A 14853-nucleotide genomic window follows, 5' to 3' on the forward strand; every position below is an offset into this window, starting at 1 on the left:
AATATGAAAAAACTCATCGTAGCCAATTGGAAAATGAATCCCGTGGATAAGGGGAGTGTAGTAAGCTATTTTTCACAACTTGCGCGCGCTAAAGCAGCACTCAAGCATACTGATGTAGTGATAGTGCCTCCATTTCCGTATCTTGCACTTACCCCGCGCTCAAATTCTTTTGCGCTTGGCGCGCAGGATATTTTTTGGGAAAAGGACGGTGCGTATACTGGTGAAGTATCAGGTCCGATGCTCAAAAGTCTCGGAGTACAATATGTCATCATCGGTCATTCGGAGCGACGGGCGTTGGGCGAGACTGATGACATGATTGCCAAAAAAATACGCCGCGCGCTCGACACCAAACTTACTCCCATTCTATGTGTCGGTGAAGACGCACGCGATCCAGATGGCATTTTTTTCTCGGTTATTCGCGGGCAGCTTGAGCGAGCGCTCTTGCTTGTAAAGCAAGCGGAGGCGGGGCGTTTGGTGATTGCTTACGAACCTCTGTGGGCGGTGGGCGCGGGACACAAAGCGGCGACTCCTAAAGATGCCGCAGAGGCAGCGCTTTTTATTAAAAAAACGGTAGCCGCACGATTTGGCTCGGCACGCGCCAAATCGCTCCGCGTTTTATACGGCGGGTCTACCTCACCGCAAAATGCCGCGAGTTTTCTTGTCGAGCGTGATATCGCGGGGCTGTTGGTGGGTCGCGAAAGCCTTAACCCCAAATCATTTATAGCGATACTCCAATGCGCCAATACCAATTCGTAGATATACCAAAAAATCTTCGGGGCAAGACGGCACTTGTGCGTGTTGATTTCAACGAGCCGCTCAAGGGTGGCCGTATCAAAGATAGTTTTCGCATCAAGCACACCGTGCCTACTATCAAACTATTGCGGGCACGCGGTGCGCGCATCGTGCTTCTCGCGCACATTGAAGATGAGAAAAAGCATCAGCTTTCATTTAAACCGCTCACGCGTGAGATCGGGCAAATGCTCGGCGCGCCCGTTACTTTTGACGCTTCGTATGATGCAGAAAAGATCCGAATGCTCGCGGAAAAAAATATTGTACTGCTCGAAAATATCCGTTTTCATAAAGGTGAAGAAAAAAATGATCCACAGTTTGCCCGTCTGCTCGCATCATTTGGTGATCTCTATATAAACGAAGGATTCAGTGTCTCTCATCGTGATCATGCGTCAATCGTTGGTGTCCCAACATATCTCGCGTCGTATGCGGGCCCTCTTTTTCGGCGCGAGGTAGAAAAGCTCTCACATGTACTCAACCCCTCAAAACCTTTTTTGGTGATAGTGGGCGGGGCAAAATTTGATACCAAGTTTGCGCTTCTCAAAAAATTTGTACCGCGTGCAGACGCGGTATTTGTTGGCGGCGTGCTTGCCAATACTTTTTTGGCCGCACATGATTTGGAGGTAGGTAAATCTTTGTACGAGAAAAAAGCGTTGAGAGATATTCAAAAGCACTTTTTATTGTCTAAAAAAATCATATTGCCATTTGATGTGCGTTTGGGAGACAAGGGTAGGGTAGAGAGCGCGTTCGAGATCGGTAAAAATGATTGTATCTATGATATTGGCCCCCAGACCATCGCAGTACTTGGGGATATTGTGCGTACCGCCAAAACTATTTTGTGGAACGGCCCGCTAGGTTATTTGGAAGGCGGGCACGATCAGGGAACACGCGACTTGTTACGATTACTTGCGCGCGCAAAGGGCAAAGTTATTATTGGCGGCGGTGATACGCTCGAAGTACTCGACCAGATGCGTATTGGTAAAAGTTTTTTCCATGTTTCTACTGGAGGTGGTGCCATGCTCGACTTTTTGGCCGACGGCACCTTGCCAGGTATTGATGCGCTTCGCAAAAGCAAGGCGCGCGTGGGATAATACTAGTATGTTTCAGACCATTCACCCCAACCGTTGGTTTTTCTGGGCCGTAGTGCTACCTATCATGGTAGCACTCGGTCTTTTGTGGGCGATTACGGATTTTTCTATCAGCCAAGAATATGAGTTTACTGGCGATGAGCTTTTTTATTCACTTCGCGCAAAGCGCAAACACCCAGCACCACAGCAACAAGTTGGCACTGCGCGGACCGAACTCGAATGTACGGATCAGGGTGGTGATTGGGGATTTTTTGGTGATACGATTGTACGCAGGTGCAATGTAAAGACCGCTGATGCGGGAAAAGCGTGCAGCGATTCGGCCGAGTGTCAGGGCGATTGCGCGGCAAGTCTTTCGGTGCGTGACAAAGAGACACTCTCATCAGGGCAAGCTCTATTTATGGAGGGGCAATGCTCTACACAGACTTTAAGTTTGGGGTGCAATTATTTTGTGCGCCAAGGGCAGGTCAAAGGCCTTCTCTGCGTCGATTAATAGTGTAAAATGGATATATGATCTTGCTCAAAACCCTTCATCCCAATCGCTGGTTTCTTTATTTTATTCTTGTCGCATTTGCGATTTTACTCGTTGTCTACTATGCGGCGCAGACATATCTTATAGAAGAAGACACAAGATATTTCGACCAGCCAGTAGGAGTCACCGGTACCACGCCCGCCCACAACGCGGACGATGTTGTCAATACTGCAGGCTGGAAGACTTATCGTAACGAAGAGTATGGGTTTATGTTTAAGTACCCAGAAGCATATGAATTCGAACAAGAAGCCATTGATGATACAAAAGAAGGACTTCCAGTAAAAGGAGTATCAATATTTCTCCAGACTGATGAGAAAACAGTAGGGTATGATTTATCAATGGATATTATTCTTATAACAACGCCAGGGTTTAACCTATTTCAGAAAATAGTTGATGACGAGGTGAATCAAGCCGGTTTTTGGGATCATTGCGATTCAAAAATATTATTAGGCAAAACGGCTTATGATTGTAAGCCGGATTCAGGCCCATTTATTGGAGAACGAGAAGTGCTTTTTCGTCTCGAACAAAATAAAGTTCTTTCTGTCACAATAGATCCAGGCAATGATAGAAGTTCGGAGGTCATTCTCTCCTCCCTCACCTTTTTCGAGCCCAAGAAATAGTGCTATACTGCCCAAATGCGGCATATTGATGGCAACGATTTTAAAGAAAAAAACGGCTACGAGATAGGGGGGCGGTGGTATCCGCGCGTCACAAAAATCCTCGAAGTTAAGTCAAAGCCAGCACTCCAAAACTTTTTCCGCGAGATGGGTTCCTTTGAGGCCGCTGAAGCTGTCAAAGAAAAGTCAGCGCTTGAGGGAACACTCGTGCACGAGACAGTGCAAAAGTTGGCGGTAGGCGAGAAGGTGACTATCCCCAAATCAATAAAGCCAGCGGTCGATAAGTTTCAAGAGTTTTACGAAGAGCGGAAGATTTTTTTCCACCCCGCATATATTGAGCAGCAGGTTTGGTCAGGGCGTCAGCGCTACGCAGGGACTGTTGATGCTCTAGCAGAGATTGATGGCAAGTTTGGTGTACTCGATATCAAAACTTCTACAGGGTTTTATCCTGAATACAATTTGCAGACAGCAGCGTATGTGCAGGCGCTCCAAGAGTATGATGTAAAGCTTGCTCTCAAATTACCACGCCAAATTGAGACGCGATGGATCTTGCGTATCGATCAGCACAAAGTATGTACGCTGTGTGGGTCAAAACTGCGTGAGAAAGGTGGTCGGGCCAAGATTCGCCCCAATGGTAAAAAGACTTGTGAAGAAGATCGGCATGATTGGGGTAAGGTAGAGGGTGTTGTCGAGATGCGCGAGTTCCCATACTATTTCAATGATATGAAAGCGTTTAACGCCGCCAAAACTCTGTGGGAGTGGGAAAACAATTATTGGTTGCGCCAGGTAGGATATTTGTCATAATACAACAATGGAAAGAGTTGTCTATCTCTTACTAGAACTTGGCATTGTAGCGCTGGTGTTTTATTGGCCCCTTTTCTCTCGGCGTTTACGAGACAATATTAGAAGCTCTACAAAAGGTATTAAATCGTTTTATGTTTTTGCGTTGCTTCTTCCCATATTGTTTATTGGTGCCTTAGTATTTCTCCCGCCCGATGGTTACTCAGCCTGTTATCTAGCTCGATTGTCAGAGTGGCAAAAGTGGTCAAATATTTTACATCAGATTAAATATTATATTTACTTTTTACCAGTTATCACCCTTGTACTCGCAGTATTTTTGCTAATTTATACCACGCTGAGGGGTGGTAAAGATGGCAGGCGAGTAGTTGAACATATCATATATATAGTTGCTCTGCTAAGCATATTTTCTTTTTTGACATTTGTTGCCAATGCGAGTTGCGGCCATGATTGTCAGATAAAGAGAACTCTTTCTTCATTACGCACAACTATGGAGCTTTATTACGATAGTCATGGAGCAAAATACCCTATCGTACATGGTAATACTCCAGCAGAAAGATGGGCTGGACTTGAAATTGCCTTAGGTCAAGACTTGCCCGACCATATCTGTTATTCGCAGCATGGAGAACCGAAATTTCAGTATGATTACAAGGGGAGAGAAAATCCTTCACAGTGGGTTGCTTCGGGGTTTCTCAAGAATCCATTTGAAAGATCTAGTAGCGGTGAGCTACTTAACCAATGGTGTGTTGACTCCGAGGGTTTTTCGCGCCCTATTGTTGGCAAGGAGATAAAGGGTTTCAATTGTCCAAATTAGATATATGAGTAACAAAAAAATCGTTGTCTACACTGACGGGGGGTCGCGGGGCAATCCGGGGCCGGCGGCACTCGGGGTGGCGTTTGTCGACGAGCGGGGTCAGGTGACCAAGGCATACGGCGAGCCGCTCGGTGTACGGACCAATAACGAAGCTGAATACGAGGCGATTATTTTTGCCTTCAAAAAGGCAAAGCAACTTTTTGGTAAAGACAAAACAAAAACGATGCACATCGAGGTGCGCATGGACTCAGAGCTTGCGTGCCGCCAGCTCTGTCATGAATACAAAGTGGAAAATGAAAACATTATCCCACTCTTTCTCAAGGTATGGAATCTGATGATTGATTTTGGTGAGGTGACTTTCACACATGTGCCACGCGAGAAAAACAAGGACGCTGACCGCATGGTCAACGAAGCACTTGATAGCGGAGTACAAAAATCTTTACTCTAAAATCCTCAAAAGAAAATTTATACTATTTGGTGCGCTTGGTTGGAGAACGGATTTGAAATATATTAATGTACTCCAAAGATCGCTCAAATAGCACAAACATTTCTTTTGCACAATACCTCACATCTCGCGATGTGGCGTTGTGGAGCGCACTCGCGTTTGTGGTAGGTATCGCGTGCGGTTTGCAGGCGTGGGCGCTGCATGCGTTATTTGTACTATTGTCAGTTTTACTTGGCGCCAGTATCACGGGCGCCTTTTTCTCGCGCAAAGTTTTTATCACAGCCGTCGTGTTGGGGTTTTTTCTGTGCGGCGTGGTGCGTGCTGGTGGCAATGCGTATACTTTTTCTTTTTTTACTAGTATCGCGCCGCCACTCGAATACGCGCGTAAGTTATTTGCGAATGGACTCGAAGTAGCCCTGCCCGAACCCGAGGCATCGTACGCCAAAGGTATTTTGTTGGGTGATCGTAGCGACATGCCGTATGAGCTACGCCAAGTATTTCGTAGAACAGGCACTTCGCACCTGACCGCGCTCTCGGGTTATAATGTAACTGTTATCGCCCAGTACCTTGGTACACTTTCGCACGGCGTCGCCGTGCCCGTACTCGGCATTGTCTTTTTTGTTATCGCTACGGGAGCTGCAAGCTCACTCGTACGCGCCGCGATCATGGGTGTGTTGGTATTGATAGTACGCCGCGCGGGGTATCAATATATGGCAGGGCGAGCGCTTTTGTATGCAGTAGTTTTAATGCTTTGGTGGGAGCCCGCGATTTTATTTGGTGATATTGGGTTTCAGCTTTCAGTTGCCGCTACCGCGGGTATTATATTTTTAGTGCCGTACTTTGATACATTGTTTTCGCTTGTGCCAAAAAGATTTGGCGCGCGCGAAGCACTCGCAACCACTATCGCGGCACAAATCACTACATTGCCGCTGATCATTTTTTATTTTGGGTTGCCATCGATAGTCTCGATACCGGCAAATATACTCATCATTATCACGATGCCGCTCGCCATGGCGTTTGCGTTTGTCGGAGGATTGGTCGGCAGTTTTGCTGGTAGTATATCGGCGTTTGTTGGCCTGCCGGCAACTTTTGTGTTGAGGTATCAGCTTTTTATTGTTGAGTGGTTTAGTCAGTTATACTAATACTATGATCAAGCGCTGGAAGATTGTTGTTCTGATAAGTCTTAGTTTTGTGGCGATAGCTATTTGGTATGTTGTTCTTACAAGATCAGACGGTAAGCTCAAAATAGTATTTTTAAATATTGGGCAGGGCGATGCGATTTTTATTGAAACGCCAACAGGTGCGCAGATACTCATTGATGGAGGCGCCGGTTCGCGTGTGTTAGGAGAGCTTGCCGCGGTCATGCCCATCTATGATCGTTCGATCGATGTGGTGATTGCCACACATACTGATGCTGATCATATCGGCGGGCTTACTGAAGTATTGCGAAGATACGATGTCAGTATGGTAATAGAAAACGGCATGACTGCTGATACTAAGATATGGCGCGAGCTCGATGCGCTTATTAAAGACGAGGGCAGCGTGAGGCATATCGCTGTAGCGGGCCAGCGTTTGGTGCTCGGAGGTGGTGCGCATCTTGATATTTTGGGACCCGCTTTCGGCGAACGCGACGAGCCAACATCAAAAGCAAATGATGTCATGATTGTCACACGGCTTGTATATGGCCAGAGTGAAGTATTGCTGACCGGAGATATCGAGCGTGATGATGAGATTCGCCTACTTGCTTCGGGTGTTGATTTGCAAAGCGATGTTTTAAAAGTAGCGCACCACGGTTCAAAAAATTCTTCGACTGATTTATTTTTGCAACGCGTTGCCCCGGATGTTGCTGTCATATCAGTAGGGGAAAGTAATCGGTACGGGCATCCACATAAAGAAGCGCTCGACCGCCTCGCTAAGACAGGCGCTCGCCTACTCCGTACTGATATTAATGGGCGACTCTGTTTTGTTGCGGGTAGCTCCGGGTGGCAAGGATGTTAAGATTTTTTAGCGAGAGGGAAGGAGACGATAAATGTCGATCCTACTCCTTTCATTGATTCAAGTGCGATGCGGCCATCCATAGTCTCTACAATTTGCTTGGTGATCCAAAGGCCAAGGCCGGTACCACCAACGCTTCGTGTCTCCGCCGATTTGACGCGATAAAATTTTTGAAAAAGATTTTGCTGCTCATCAGCTGAAATACCAATACCCGTATCGCGTACGCGTATGACTACTTTTGATCCTTCTTGGGCGACAGTGACGATCACCGATCCCGCAAGAGTATATTTGATAGAATTGCCGACGATGTTAGTGATGACTTGGCGAAAGCGGTCAGGGTCCACCATGGCGCGTATTTTTTCAGGTTTGTCGTAGGTGAGGGTAAGATTCTTTTGTTTGGCACTTGCGCCAAGAGAGGTAACTGTTTGCTCGATGAGTGTCGTAATTTCATTTTCATGGATTTCAAATTTTGTCCGCCCTTGCTCGATGCGGGAGACATCCAAAATATCTTCGATAAGTCGGTTGAGCTGATCAATCGATGTTTGCAAACTTTCTTTGGTCACCGCTCCGTTGTTGTTGGGGTCAGTAAATAAATCAATTTGCCAGCGAAGCGCGGTGACAGGTGTGCGAAGCTCGTGAGAGGCGATTGAGATAAAGTCATCTTTCATCTGATCAAGTTCTTTAAGACGGCGATAGAGTACCGTGTAGTCGACGATGCGCGCGTGACGCGCGAGTAGCAATATGAGTGCAACGATGATGGCTACAAGGAGGAGATAGGCGCGTCTAATATTTTGCGCCGACAATATATCGATATGCTCCATCGAAGTGTTAGTCATAAGATGGCCGAGCACTTGTCCGTTGGTATCTACAATCGCTCGAAACGCGGGGCGGTGGCGAATGCTGTTTTGTAATTCTTCAAATACCAAAGTCTCACTCTGTGCTCCCGCAAGCTCATAGTAGCCCGTATATCGGTCATCAATAGATCCAACCTCACGGGCGTTGTTTGATGCGATGATAGTGTGATCGGGGTAGCGTGTCACGCGAGTTTCTATAAATGATTCGTTTTGGCGGGAAAATTCCGTGATGCGCGTATTGAGAAATTCTGTATCATCCATATGATTGCGCACGAATCCTACAAAGACATCATGCATCGTGCCGATACGATCTTCTTCAAGGCGTTCTTGATTGCGCGCGCTGACCTGGAGAAATTTTTCCGCGGTCCATAAAAACGCGAGGGGGATGACGATAACTAAAAAGAGTGTATAGACAATCTGTGGGTTGTCACGCACAAACGCAGCTCCACGCCCTACAAATCGTGAGAACGGATTGATCATTGCGGTGGTAGTATTGCCTGGGCGCGTCGTCGTCGCACAACGAGTCCAACGACGATAAGTGCTACGCCGATGGTAGCGGCAACAAGCGCCACGATAAATGAAGTTGGATGTTTGCCATAAATACTTGGTTTAGCGCGCGTTGTCTGGGCGACGGCGGGTGTCTTGGTGATGGCGTTTGCTGTTTTAATAAACGGCACCGGATCACTTTTTGCGAGCACTGATCCTTTGCTGTTGGTAATGGTGGCATAGACTTCGTGTTTGCCGTCGGCAAGTTCTTTATCAAAGGTATACGCCCACGCGCCCTCCGCGTTTGTTTTTACGGTAACGACAAAAGGCGTGCTGAAGATATAGAGGGTAACGAGACTATACGGGGGCGCCTGACCAGTTACTATTATTTTATCTATGGTTTGGGCAGGGGTGAGTATGGGTATAATATCGGCGACGACAAGAATCTCCGGTCGCGGCGTACCAGCGTTTTTTGGGCTCTCGTAGGAGATTGAGTTTGCTGTCGCGTTGTTCGGATCGTTGCTCGAGAAAATTTCTACGGCGTCATTGATGCCATCTTTATCCGTGTCTTTGGTATTTGGATTTGTTTGATAGATATTTTTCTCGTCATAGTCTGTAATGCCGTCGCCGTCCGAATCTGGTAGTCGCAAGGTCTCTTGAGGACGGTTATCAATCGCTTCTATGGTTTTTGTAAGTACACTGACATCATCGCGAATGCGGCGCTTGATGGCGTCTTTCTCGGTGTTGGTGAATGGTCGGATGTATTCTGCGGGCGGTTCTTGTTTAGTAGGTGGTACGGGTGTGTGTGTAGGTTGAGCGGGTATTGGTTGTGTTGTCGGAGGGGGTGGTGCTGTGTTTAATATCGTTATCTCGCCAATTTTTGCCCAAAAAGAACTTCCGGCTGATTGTATTTTTGCACCAACACCATACAGACCATTGTCATATTGTTTTGTATCAAGATGAAAACGCCACAGGCTTGGATTTGTAGGAGCTCGTTCTGCTCTTCCGATCATACGACCTTCTCCTTCTGATAGTTTGCCCATAAAAATTTCTACACTATCAATTTCTTCTATGGATAGTGAGATATAGAGTGCGTCGTGCACGACGCCAGTTTGAGAGAGCTCGACAAAAACAGGTCGCGAAGTCGTTGGAGGTGGTGGCAGTGCAATCGTTGGCGGAGGCGGTGTCGTATTGCCTGAAGTGGTTGTCGTTGGAGGTGGCGGTTGAGTGGTCGCATCAGATCCAGGGCCGCTTTGCGTAGCGTTATGTATGATAACGGGCCGTGACACCTCGGCGCCGGTTTGGGTTCGTGCGATGAGCTGGTAGGCGCCATCGGGAGTTTGGGTGGTATCCCATACATATTCCCACCGATTTGGATCGGTAGTAGAGCGAGTAAGCTCTCCGAGTAATATTTGCGGTGGAGCTAAAAAGAGTCTGACTGGTCCAGGTATTGTGGCGAGCGTGATGACGCGTACGGGAACCATGCCGGACAGTTCGCCACCAGATATTTCGAGCAAAGGCCCAGTTCCTGAAGTTTGGGCGAAGGCAAAAAACCATCCACCAAGTCCAATTCCGGTGACGGCAGTGACGATAAAAAATCTTGAAAAAGTGCGCATGTATGCTATGCTTGGACTTACTATATTATTATATACGAATCTATGAAACATCCGAAAGAAGAACGCACCTTTCTCTTGGTAAAACCCGATGGCGTAAAGCGCGGGCTTACCGGTGAGATTATTCGCCGTCTCGAGCAACGCAATCTAAAGATTATCGCCATGCAGATGACTGCTCCCGGTCGCGACAAATTTGATAATCACTATCCGAAGGATCCGGCATGGGTGACGCGTATCGGCGAGAAGACGCTTAATACTTATAAAAAATACGGCTACGATCCCATTAAAGAGCTTGGCACCGAAAAGCCCGAAGAGATTGGCCCTATGGTGCGCGGCTGGCTTCTCGATTTTATGGCATCGGGCCCTGTGGTAAAGATGATTGTTGAGGGTGTACACGCCATCGATATGGTTCGCAAAATCGCTGGCAATACCATGCCATCGAGCGCAGAGATGGGTACGATCCGTGGCGATTTTTCGGTAGACTCTCCAGCGTCTGCAAACCGCGAGAAGCGATCAGTACATAACCTTGTCCATGCATCAGAAACGCCTGAGGAGGCGGCACACGAGATGGCTCTCTGGTTTACACCCAAAGAAATCCACGGATATAAGCGCTCTGAAGAAGATCTTACTTTTTAACGCATGACGATGGCGTCTCGCCTCGGCGTACTCCTGCTATCACTCGTAGCGATTTTAGGATTGCACGCGGCGAGCATCATGCCTGAGTACGATTGGTACAATCAATTTTGGTGGCTTGATTGGATACTGCATTTTGCCGGTGGCGCATGGGTAGCGTCTCTATTTTTAGTAGTGAGGGCAAACACACAGTCACTCACTGTCATAGGTTTTGTTTTTTTTGTCGGCATCGGTTGGGAAGTACTTGAGTATATGTTTAGCGTGCCATTTTTTGGCGTAGGGGAGGCGAGTTTTTCTGATTCGCTCTGGATTCTCGATACACTCATGGATCTTTTCTTTGATGTGAGCGCCGCAGTGCTAGTCGTCATGCTTGCGAATCGGTATACTAAGAGTAATGTTTAAAATTACTTTTTGCGGAGGAGCTCAAGAGGTTACCGGCGCGAACTATCTGATCGAGACAGAAAAGACTCGCGTACTGGTTGATTGTGGTATGTTTCAATGCCCGCGCTTTTGCGCGGCACGCAATGCAAACGAATTTCCCTATGATCCGGCGACTATTGATGCGCTCTTTGTAACCCACGCGCATATCGATCATACCGGGCGCATCCCCAAACTTATTAAATACGGTTTCAAGGGAAAGATTTTTTCAACTCCACCTACAAAAGATTTTGCCAAGCTCATGCTCGAAGATAGTCTTGGCGTGCTTGAGAAAGAGGCGTCGCGCAACGGAGAGAAGACGATTTACGCCATGGAAGATGTTGAAGGCGCGCTCAAGCTCTGGGAGGCCGTGCCATACCACCAGCGTTTTATGGTGGGCGATATCGGCGTTACTTTTTATGAGGCGGGGCATATCTTAGGGTCTCTCATGGTGCTCTTTGAGATTGGTGATAAAAAAATATTATTCACGGGAGACTTGGGTAATACGCCGATGCCGCTTCTCAACCCACCCGAATCAATCGTAGGTGTGAACATGATGGTTATCGAATCTGCCTATGGTGACCGTGTGCACGAAGACAACAGCGAGCGCAAAGTAAAGCTTGAACGAGCGATTGAAGATATCGCAAAGCGCGGCGGCACGCTGATGATTCCTGCGTTCGCGCTTGAACGCACCCAAGAACTTCTCTATGAGTTCAATGATTTGATGGAGCACGGACGCGTGCCGCGCATCCCCGTGTATCTCGACAGCCCACTTGCCATTCGCGCGACTGATGTCTATCGCAAGCACATAAGCTATTTTAGTCCCGACGCCAAAGCGCTCATTAAGGCGGGTGATGATCTTTTTCAATTTCCAGGGCTCCATCGCACGCTTACCACTGATGAATCGAAAGCTATCAATGATGTTCGCGGTCCCAAGGTGATTTTAGCGGGCGCGGGTATGATGACGGGCGGACGCATACTACATCATGCGAAGCGCCACCTCCACGACAAAAATAGTATTATTTTATTTATTGGTTATCAGGGCGCGGGATCTGTCGGGCGGCGCATTATGGACGGTGAGCGGCAGGTGACTATCATGGGTGAGAAGGTTTCGGTACACGCTGAGGTCCGTTCGATCCATGGGTATTCGGCGCACGCTGATACTAATATGCTTTTGGATTTTGTTCAGCAAAATGTAGATACACTTGAGAAAGTATTTGTCGTACAAGGCGAGCCATCGGCCGCACTTTTTCTTTCACAGCGTATTCGTGACTATTTGGGTCTCCATTCGCATGCTCCACGCCTTGGAGAGGTCTTTGAGTTCTGATACCATTTGAGGCATGGATACATCCACACACAATCATCTGAAACTCAAATTTTGTGTGTCAGGAGCGGCAGAAACAGGTCACTGTTCGGAAGACGCTCTCGACAAAGCAAAAGCAATCGGCCGTGAGATAGCACAGAGAGGAGGTATCTTGGTAAACGGTGCCACCACAGGTTTTCCGTACTGGGCAGCCATTGGCGCCAAAGAAGCGGGCGGGGCAACTATCGGTATCTCACCGGCGGCAACCGAAAAAGAGCATCGTGAGGTTTTTGACTTACCGCTCGATTATCTCGATATGATTATCTATACCGGAGCCGGCATGTCGGGGCGCAATTTGCTACTTACGCGCTCGACCGATGCCGTTATCATTGGTTGCGGTCGTATGGGCACACTCAACGAATTTACCATTGCTTTTGAAGACAAAAAACCCATTGGCATCTTGACGGGTACCGGCGGTACAACTGAATTGATTGACGAGGTCATCGCCGAGTCTCACAGAGCAAAAGACAACCCGCTTATTGTGTATTCCGACGATCCTAAAGAACTTATAGACAAGCTTATAGCGCTTCTCAAGCGAGAAAAAGTAAGCACCGTATAGGATTTCTATGTTCCGTACGCTCAAAGCGATCGGACTGCTCGCGGGCATGATTATCGGTGCTGGTATGTTTGCCCTACCGTATACCATTGTGCGTGCGGGTATTGGTTGGTCGCTTGTTCATGCCAGTATTGTCCTGGTGCTGGTTACGCTCACGCACGCGCTGTACGCAGGTGTTATTTTAAAAGACCGCAGACACGCGCGTCTCCCTGGGTACGCGCGCGAGTATCTGGGCGAGAGTGGTTTTTGGATAGCGCTCATTTCACGGTTAGGGGCGTATTGGGGGTTTTTACTCGCGTACGGTATTATCATTGGCGATTTTTTTGCGCACATCATTCCGTTGTCTGAGACAACGCTCGCTATCACTTTTTTTATTCTTGTTTCGCCACTTATTCTTTTTCGCCTCTCGCGCATCGGTACGATCAATTTTGTGCTTACGCTTCCCGAAGTGTTTTTGCCACTCATTTTCTTTTTCATATGGTGGCCGCAGTTTGATTTTTCAGCAGTTTCATTTGGAGGTCATGGCGATTGGTTCCTACCCTACGGCATTTTTCTTTTCGCACTTTCTGGTGCATCAGTGATACCAGAGGTTATTGACACGCTCGGCACCTCGGCGCATAAAAAAATATTTCCCGTGATCATCGCTGGTAGTGTGATTGCGATATTAATTTATGCCGCGTTTAGTTTGACGATTATCGGGCTTGCGGGTGGCGTGCCTTCGCATGATTCACTCTCAGTCCTTGCCGTGAGCATTGGTCACCGTGCGTACATCGTAGGGACATTGCTCGGGCTTCTTGCTGTCATCACTTCATACATAGCACTCGGACTTGAGTTGAAGTATACCTTTGAATATGATCTCGGGCGTTCGTCGTATGTTGCGTGGGCGCTCACCGCATTTATGCCTCTCGCGATATATCTTGCGGGTGTCAGAAGTTTCATTTTACTCATCGATATTATTGGTGCAGTCGGAGTTGGCGTTGAGGGAGTTATTATTGCGCTTCTCGCGCGTCGCGTGCTTGGTACCCAATGGATTATCGCAGGCGGTATTGCACTCGCACTTGCGGCCGGTGCCGCCTTTGAATTGATACGCACTACAGGAGTGCTATGACCAAAAAAGAATTGCTCGCGGACCTCGAGCAAGAAATGATAAAAGATACTACACTCCCGCTACAGGAAGCTCGCTTGGTTTTTGGTGAGGGCAACGAGGACGCCGAGGTTTTATTTATCGGCGAGGCACCCGGTTTTCACGAAGATCGGCTCGGCCGCCCGTTTGTTGGCAGGGGAGGCGAGCTTCTTACTGAATGTATCGGGAGCATCGGTTGGTACCGAGAACAGGTATATATTACAAACATCGTAAAACGCAGACCACCAGAAAATAGAGATCCATTATCTGAAGAGATCGAGGCATACAAACCATATCTCGCGCGTCAGATTGAAATTATAGGCCCGCGCATTATTGTACCGCTCGGCAGGTTTGCTATGAATTATTTTTTGCCTGACGCGAAAATTTCTCGTGACCAAGGAAAAATATTTGTTGTCGGCAAGTACAAGGTGATGCCCATGTTTCATCCGGCGGCGGCGCTGCGCGGTACGACCGTGCTCAATCAATTTAAAGAAACATTTACAAAACTTCCTATGATCGTATCGGGCGAGGTTGAGGTAATAAAACCAGAAGTTACTCAAACAAAAAAATCTTCCGAAGAAGAATCGTCTCAAGTCTCTCTTTTCTAGCCAGCTCAAAAAAGCCTTAAAAATAGAGGGAAAGGGGGGACATTGACATATTAGTTTTTATATAGTATAATGCAGAAAGATCTTTAAATACTTACTTGCGAACTCTGCCACAGCAGAAAGCGCCT

17 protein-coding genes are annotated in these 14853 nt (G+C 47.6%); 15 read left to right on the plus strand and 2 right to left on the minus strand.

The features are described from left to right. The first annotated feature begins 3 nt into the window (after positions 1-3). The 9 genes from tpiA to AAB417_01030 all read left to right on the plus strand — a co-directional run bounded on the left by tpiA (position 4) and on the right by AAB417_01030 (position 7078). Entirely contained in the window at positions 4-756 is a 753-nt protein-coding gene (gene tpiA / locus AAB417_00990) for a triose-phosphate isomerase (GenBank protein ID MEK7630593.1), read from the plus strand. After that, a complete protein-coding gene (gene pgk / locus AAB417_00995) occupies positions 735-1880 on the plus strand; it encodes a phosphoglycerate kinase (protein ID MEK7630594.1) in 1146 nt (381 codons plus the stop codon). Before tpiA ends, pgk begins: the two co-directional genes overlap by 22 nt. A 7-nt stretch (positions 1881-1887) precedes the next feature. After that, complete coding sequence (locus AAB417_01000) at positions 1888-2367, plus strand: hypothetical protein (protein ID MEK7630595.1); 480 nt, start codon at positions 1888-1890, stop codon at positions 2365-2367. A gap of 17 nt (positions 2368-2384) precedes the next feature. Beyond that, positions 2385-3026 carry a hypothetical protein gene (locus tag AAB417_01005; GenBank protein ID MEK7630596.1) on the plus strand — a complete coding sequence of 214 codons (642 nt, stop codon included), beginning with the start codon at positions 2385-2387 and terminating at the stop codon, positions 3024-3026. 15 nt (positions 3027-3041) lie between these two features. Beyond that, positions 3042-3827, plus strand: a complete 786-nt coding sequence (locus AAB417_01010) for a hypothetical protein (GenBank protein MEK7630597.1) — start codon at positions 3042-3044, stop codon at positions 3825-3827. Positions 3828-3834: 7 nt separating this feature from the next. Next, a complete protein-coding gene (locus AAB417_01015; GenBank protein MEK7630598.1) occupies positions 3835-4635 on the plus strand; it encodes a hypothetical protein in 801 nt (266 codons plus the stop codon). 4 nt (positions 4636-4639) lie between these two features. Further along, the gene (locus AAB417_01020; protein MEK7630599.1) at positions 4640-5083 is read left to right on the plus strand and encodes a ribonuclease HI family protein; all 444 of its coding nucleotides are present in this window, start codon (positions 4640-4642) and stop codon (positions 5081-5083) included. Between the two features lie 65 nt (positions 5084-5148). Then, complete coding sequence (locus AAB417_01025; protein MEK7630600.1) at positions 5149-6222, plus strand: ComEC/Rec2 family competence protein; 1074 nt, start codon at positions 5149-5151, stop codon at positions 6220-6222. Positions 6223-6226: 4 nt separating this feature from the next. Next, on the plus strand, positions 6227-7078 hold the full coding sequence (locus tag AAB417_01030; GenBank protein MEK7630601.1) for a ComEC/Rec2 family competence protein: 852 nt from the start codon (positions 6227-6229) through the stop codon (positions 7076-7078). Here AAB417_01030 and AAB417_01035 read toward each other — a convergent pair. Together AAB417_01035 and AAB417_01040 are read right to left on the minus strand one after the other, a co-directional pair. Next, entirely contained in the window at positions 7075-8409 is a 1335-nt protein-coding gene (locus AAB417_01035) for a HAMP domain-containing sensor histidine kinase (protein ID MEK7630602.1), read from the minus strand. The two genes, AAB417_01030 and AAB417_01035, sit on opposite strands and share 4 nt — an antisense overlap. Next, positions 8406-10031 (minus strand): hypothetical protein, encoded by a 1626-nt coding sequence (locus tag AAB417_01040; GenBank protein ID MEK7630603.1) that lies wholly within the window; start codon positions 10029-10031, stop codon positions 8406-8408. The genes AAB417_01035 and AAB417_01040 overlap by 4 nt, the downstream gene beginning before the upstream one ends. A 42-nt stretch (positions 10032-10073) precedes the next feature. Here AAB417_01040 and AAB417_01045 point away from each other — a divergent pair, with 42 nt between their 5' ends. Genes AAB417_01045 through AAB417_01070 form a run of 6 tightly spaced genes read left to right on the plus strand, consistent with a single transcriptional unit; the run spans position 10074 to position 14728 of the window. Then, complete coding sequence (locus tag AAB417_01045) at positions 10074-10664, plus strand: nucleoside-diphosphate kinase (protein ID MEK7630604.1); 591 nt, start codon at positions 10074-10076, stop codon at positions 10662-10664. A 3-nt stretch (positions 10665-10667) separates the two neighbouring features. Further along, positions 10668-11063, plus strand: a complete 396-nt coding sequence (locus tag AAB417_01050; GenBank protein MEK7630605.1) for a hypothetical protein — start codon at positions 10668-10670, stop codon at positions 11061-11063. Next, positions 11056-12405 (plus strand): MBL fold metallo-hydrolase, encoded by a 1350-nt coding sequence (locus AAB417_01055; GenBank protein MEK7630606.1) that lies wholly within the window; start codon positions 11056-11058, stop codon positions 12403-12405. The genes AAB417_01050 and AAB417_01055 overlap by 8 nt, the downstream gene beginning before the upstream one ends. Before the next feature lie 13 nt (positions 12406-12418). Then, positions 12419-13000 (plus strand): hypothetical protein, encoded by a 582-nt coding sequence (locus tag AAB417_01060; protein MEK7630607.1) that lies wholly within the window; start codon positions 12419-12421, stop codon positions 12998-13000. A 7-nt stretch (positions 13001-13007) separates the two neighbouring features. Then, on the plus strand, positions 13008-14105 hold the full coding sequence (locus AAB417_01065) for an aromatic amino acid transport family protein (GenBank protein MEK7630608.1): 1098 nt from the start codon (positions 13008-13010) through the stop codon (positions 14103-14105). Beyond that, positions 14102-14728: a uracil-DNA glycosylase gene (locus tag AAB417_01070; protein ID MEK7630609.1), complete on the plus strand. Its 627-nt coding sequence runs from the start codon at positions 14102-14104 to the stop codon at positions 14726-14728. Before AAB417_01065 ends, AAB417_01070 begins: the two co-directional genes overlap by 4 nt. Positions 14729-14853 lie beyond the last annotated feature (125 nt).

It is taken from the genome of Patescibacteria group bacterium (assembly GCA_038064855.1).
In the GTDB taxonomy this organism is placed as follows: domain Bacteria; phylum Patescibacteriota; class Minisyncoccia; order Ryanbacterales; family GWA2-47-10b; genus SICQ01.

Bases quoted from the DNA above. Each gene is read 5' to 3' on its own strand.
- tpiA (MEK7630593.1), top strand. From the start codon at position 4: ATGAAAAAACTCATCGTAGCCAATTGGAAAATGAATCCCGTGGATAAG.
- pgk (MEK7630594.1), top strand. From the start codon at position 735: ATGCGCCAATACCAATTCGTAGATATACCAAAAAATCTTCGGGGCAAG.
- AAB417_01000 (MEK7630595.1), top strand. From the start codon at position 1,888: ATGTTTCAGACCATTCACCCCAACCGTTGGTTTTTCTGGGCCGTAGTG.
- AAB417_01005 (MEK7630596.1), top strand. From the start codon at position 2,385: ATGATCTTGCTCAAAACCCTTCATCCCAATCGCTGGTTTCTTTATTTT.
- AAB417_01010 (MEK7630597.1), top strand. From the start codon at position 3,042: ATGCGGCATATTGATGGCAACGATTTTAAAGAAAAAAACGGCTACGAG.
- AAB417_01015 (MEK7630598.1), top strand. From the start codon at position 3,835: ATGGAAAGAGTTGTCTATCTCTTACTAGAACTTGGCATTGTAGCGCTG.
- AAB417_01020 (MEK7630599.1), top strand. From the start codon at position 4,640: ATGAGTAACAAAAAAATCGTTGTCTACACTGACGGGGGGTCGCGGGGC.
- AAB417_01025 (MEK7630600.1), top strand. From the start codon at position 5,149: ATGTACTCCAAAGATCGCTCAAATAGCACAAACATTTCTTTTGCACAA.
- AAB417_01030 (MEK7630601.1), top strand. From the start codon at position 6,227: ATGATCAAGCGCTGGAAGATTGTTGTTCTGATAAGTCTTAGTTTTGTG.
- AAB417_01035 (MEK7630602.1), bottom strand. From the start codon at position 8,409: ATGATCAATCCGTTCTCACGATTTGTAGGGCGTGGAGCTGCGTTTGTG.
- AAB417_01040 (MEK7630603.1), bottom strand. From the start codon at position 10,031: ATGCGCACTTTTTCAAGATTTTTTATCGTCACTGCCGTCACCGGAATT.
- AAB417_01045 (MEK7630604.1), top strand. From the start codon at position 10,074: ATGAAACATCCGAAAGAAGAACGCACCTTTCTCTTGGTAAAACCCGAT.
- AAB417_01050 (MEK7630605.1), top strand. From the start codon at position 10,668: ATGACGATGGCGTCTCGCCTCGGCGTACTCCTGCTATCACTCGTAGCG.
- AAB417_01055 (MEK7630606.1), top strand. From the start codon at position 11,056: ATGTTTAAAATTACTTTTTGCGGAGGAGCTCAAGAGGTTACCGGCGCG.
- AAB417_01060 (MEK7630607.1), top strand. From the start codon at position 12,419: ATGGATACATCCACACACAATCATCTGAAACTCAAATTTTGTGTGTCA.
- AAB417_01065 (MEK7630608.1), top strand. From the start codon at position 13,008: ATGTTCCGTACGCTCAAAGCGATCGGACTGCTCGCGGGCATGATTATC.
- AAB417_01070 (MEK7630609.1), top strand. From the start codon at position 14,102: ATGACCAAAAAAGAATTGCTCGCGGACCTCGAGCAAGAAATGATAAAA.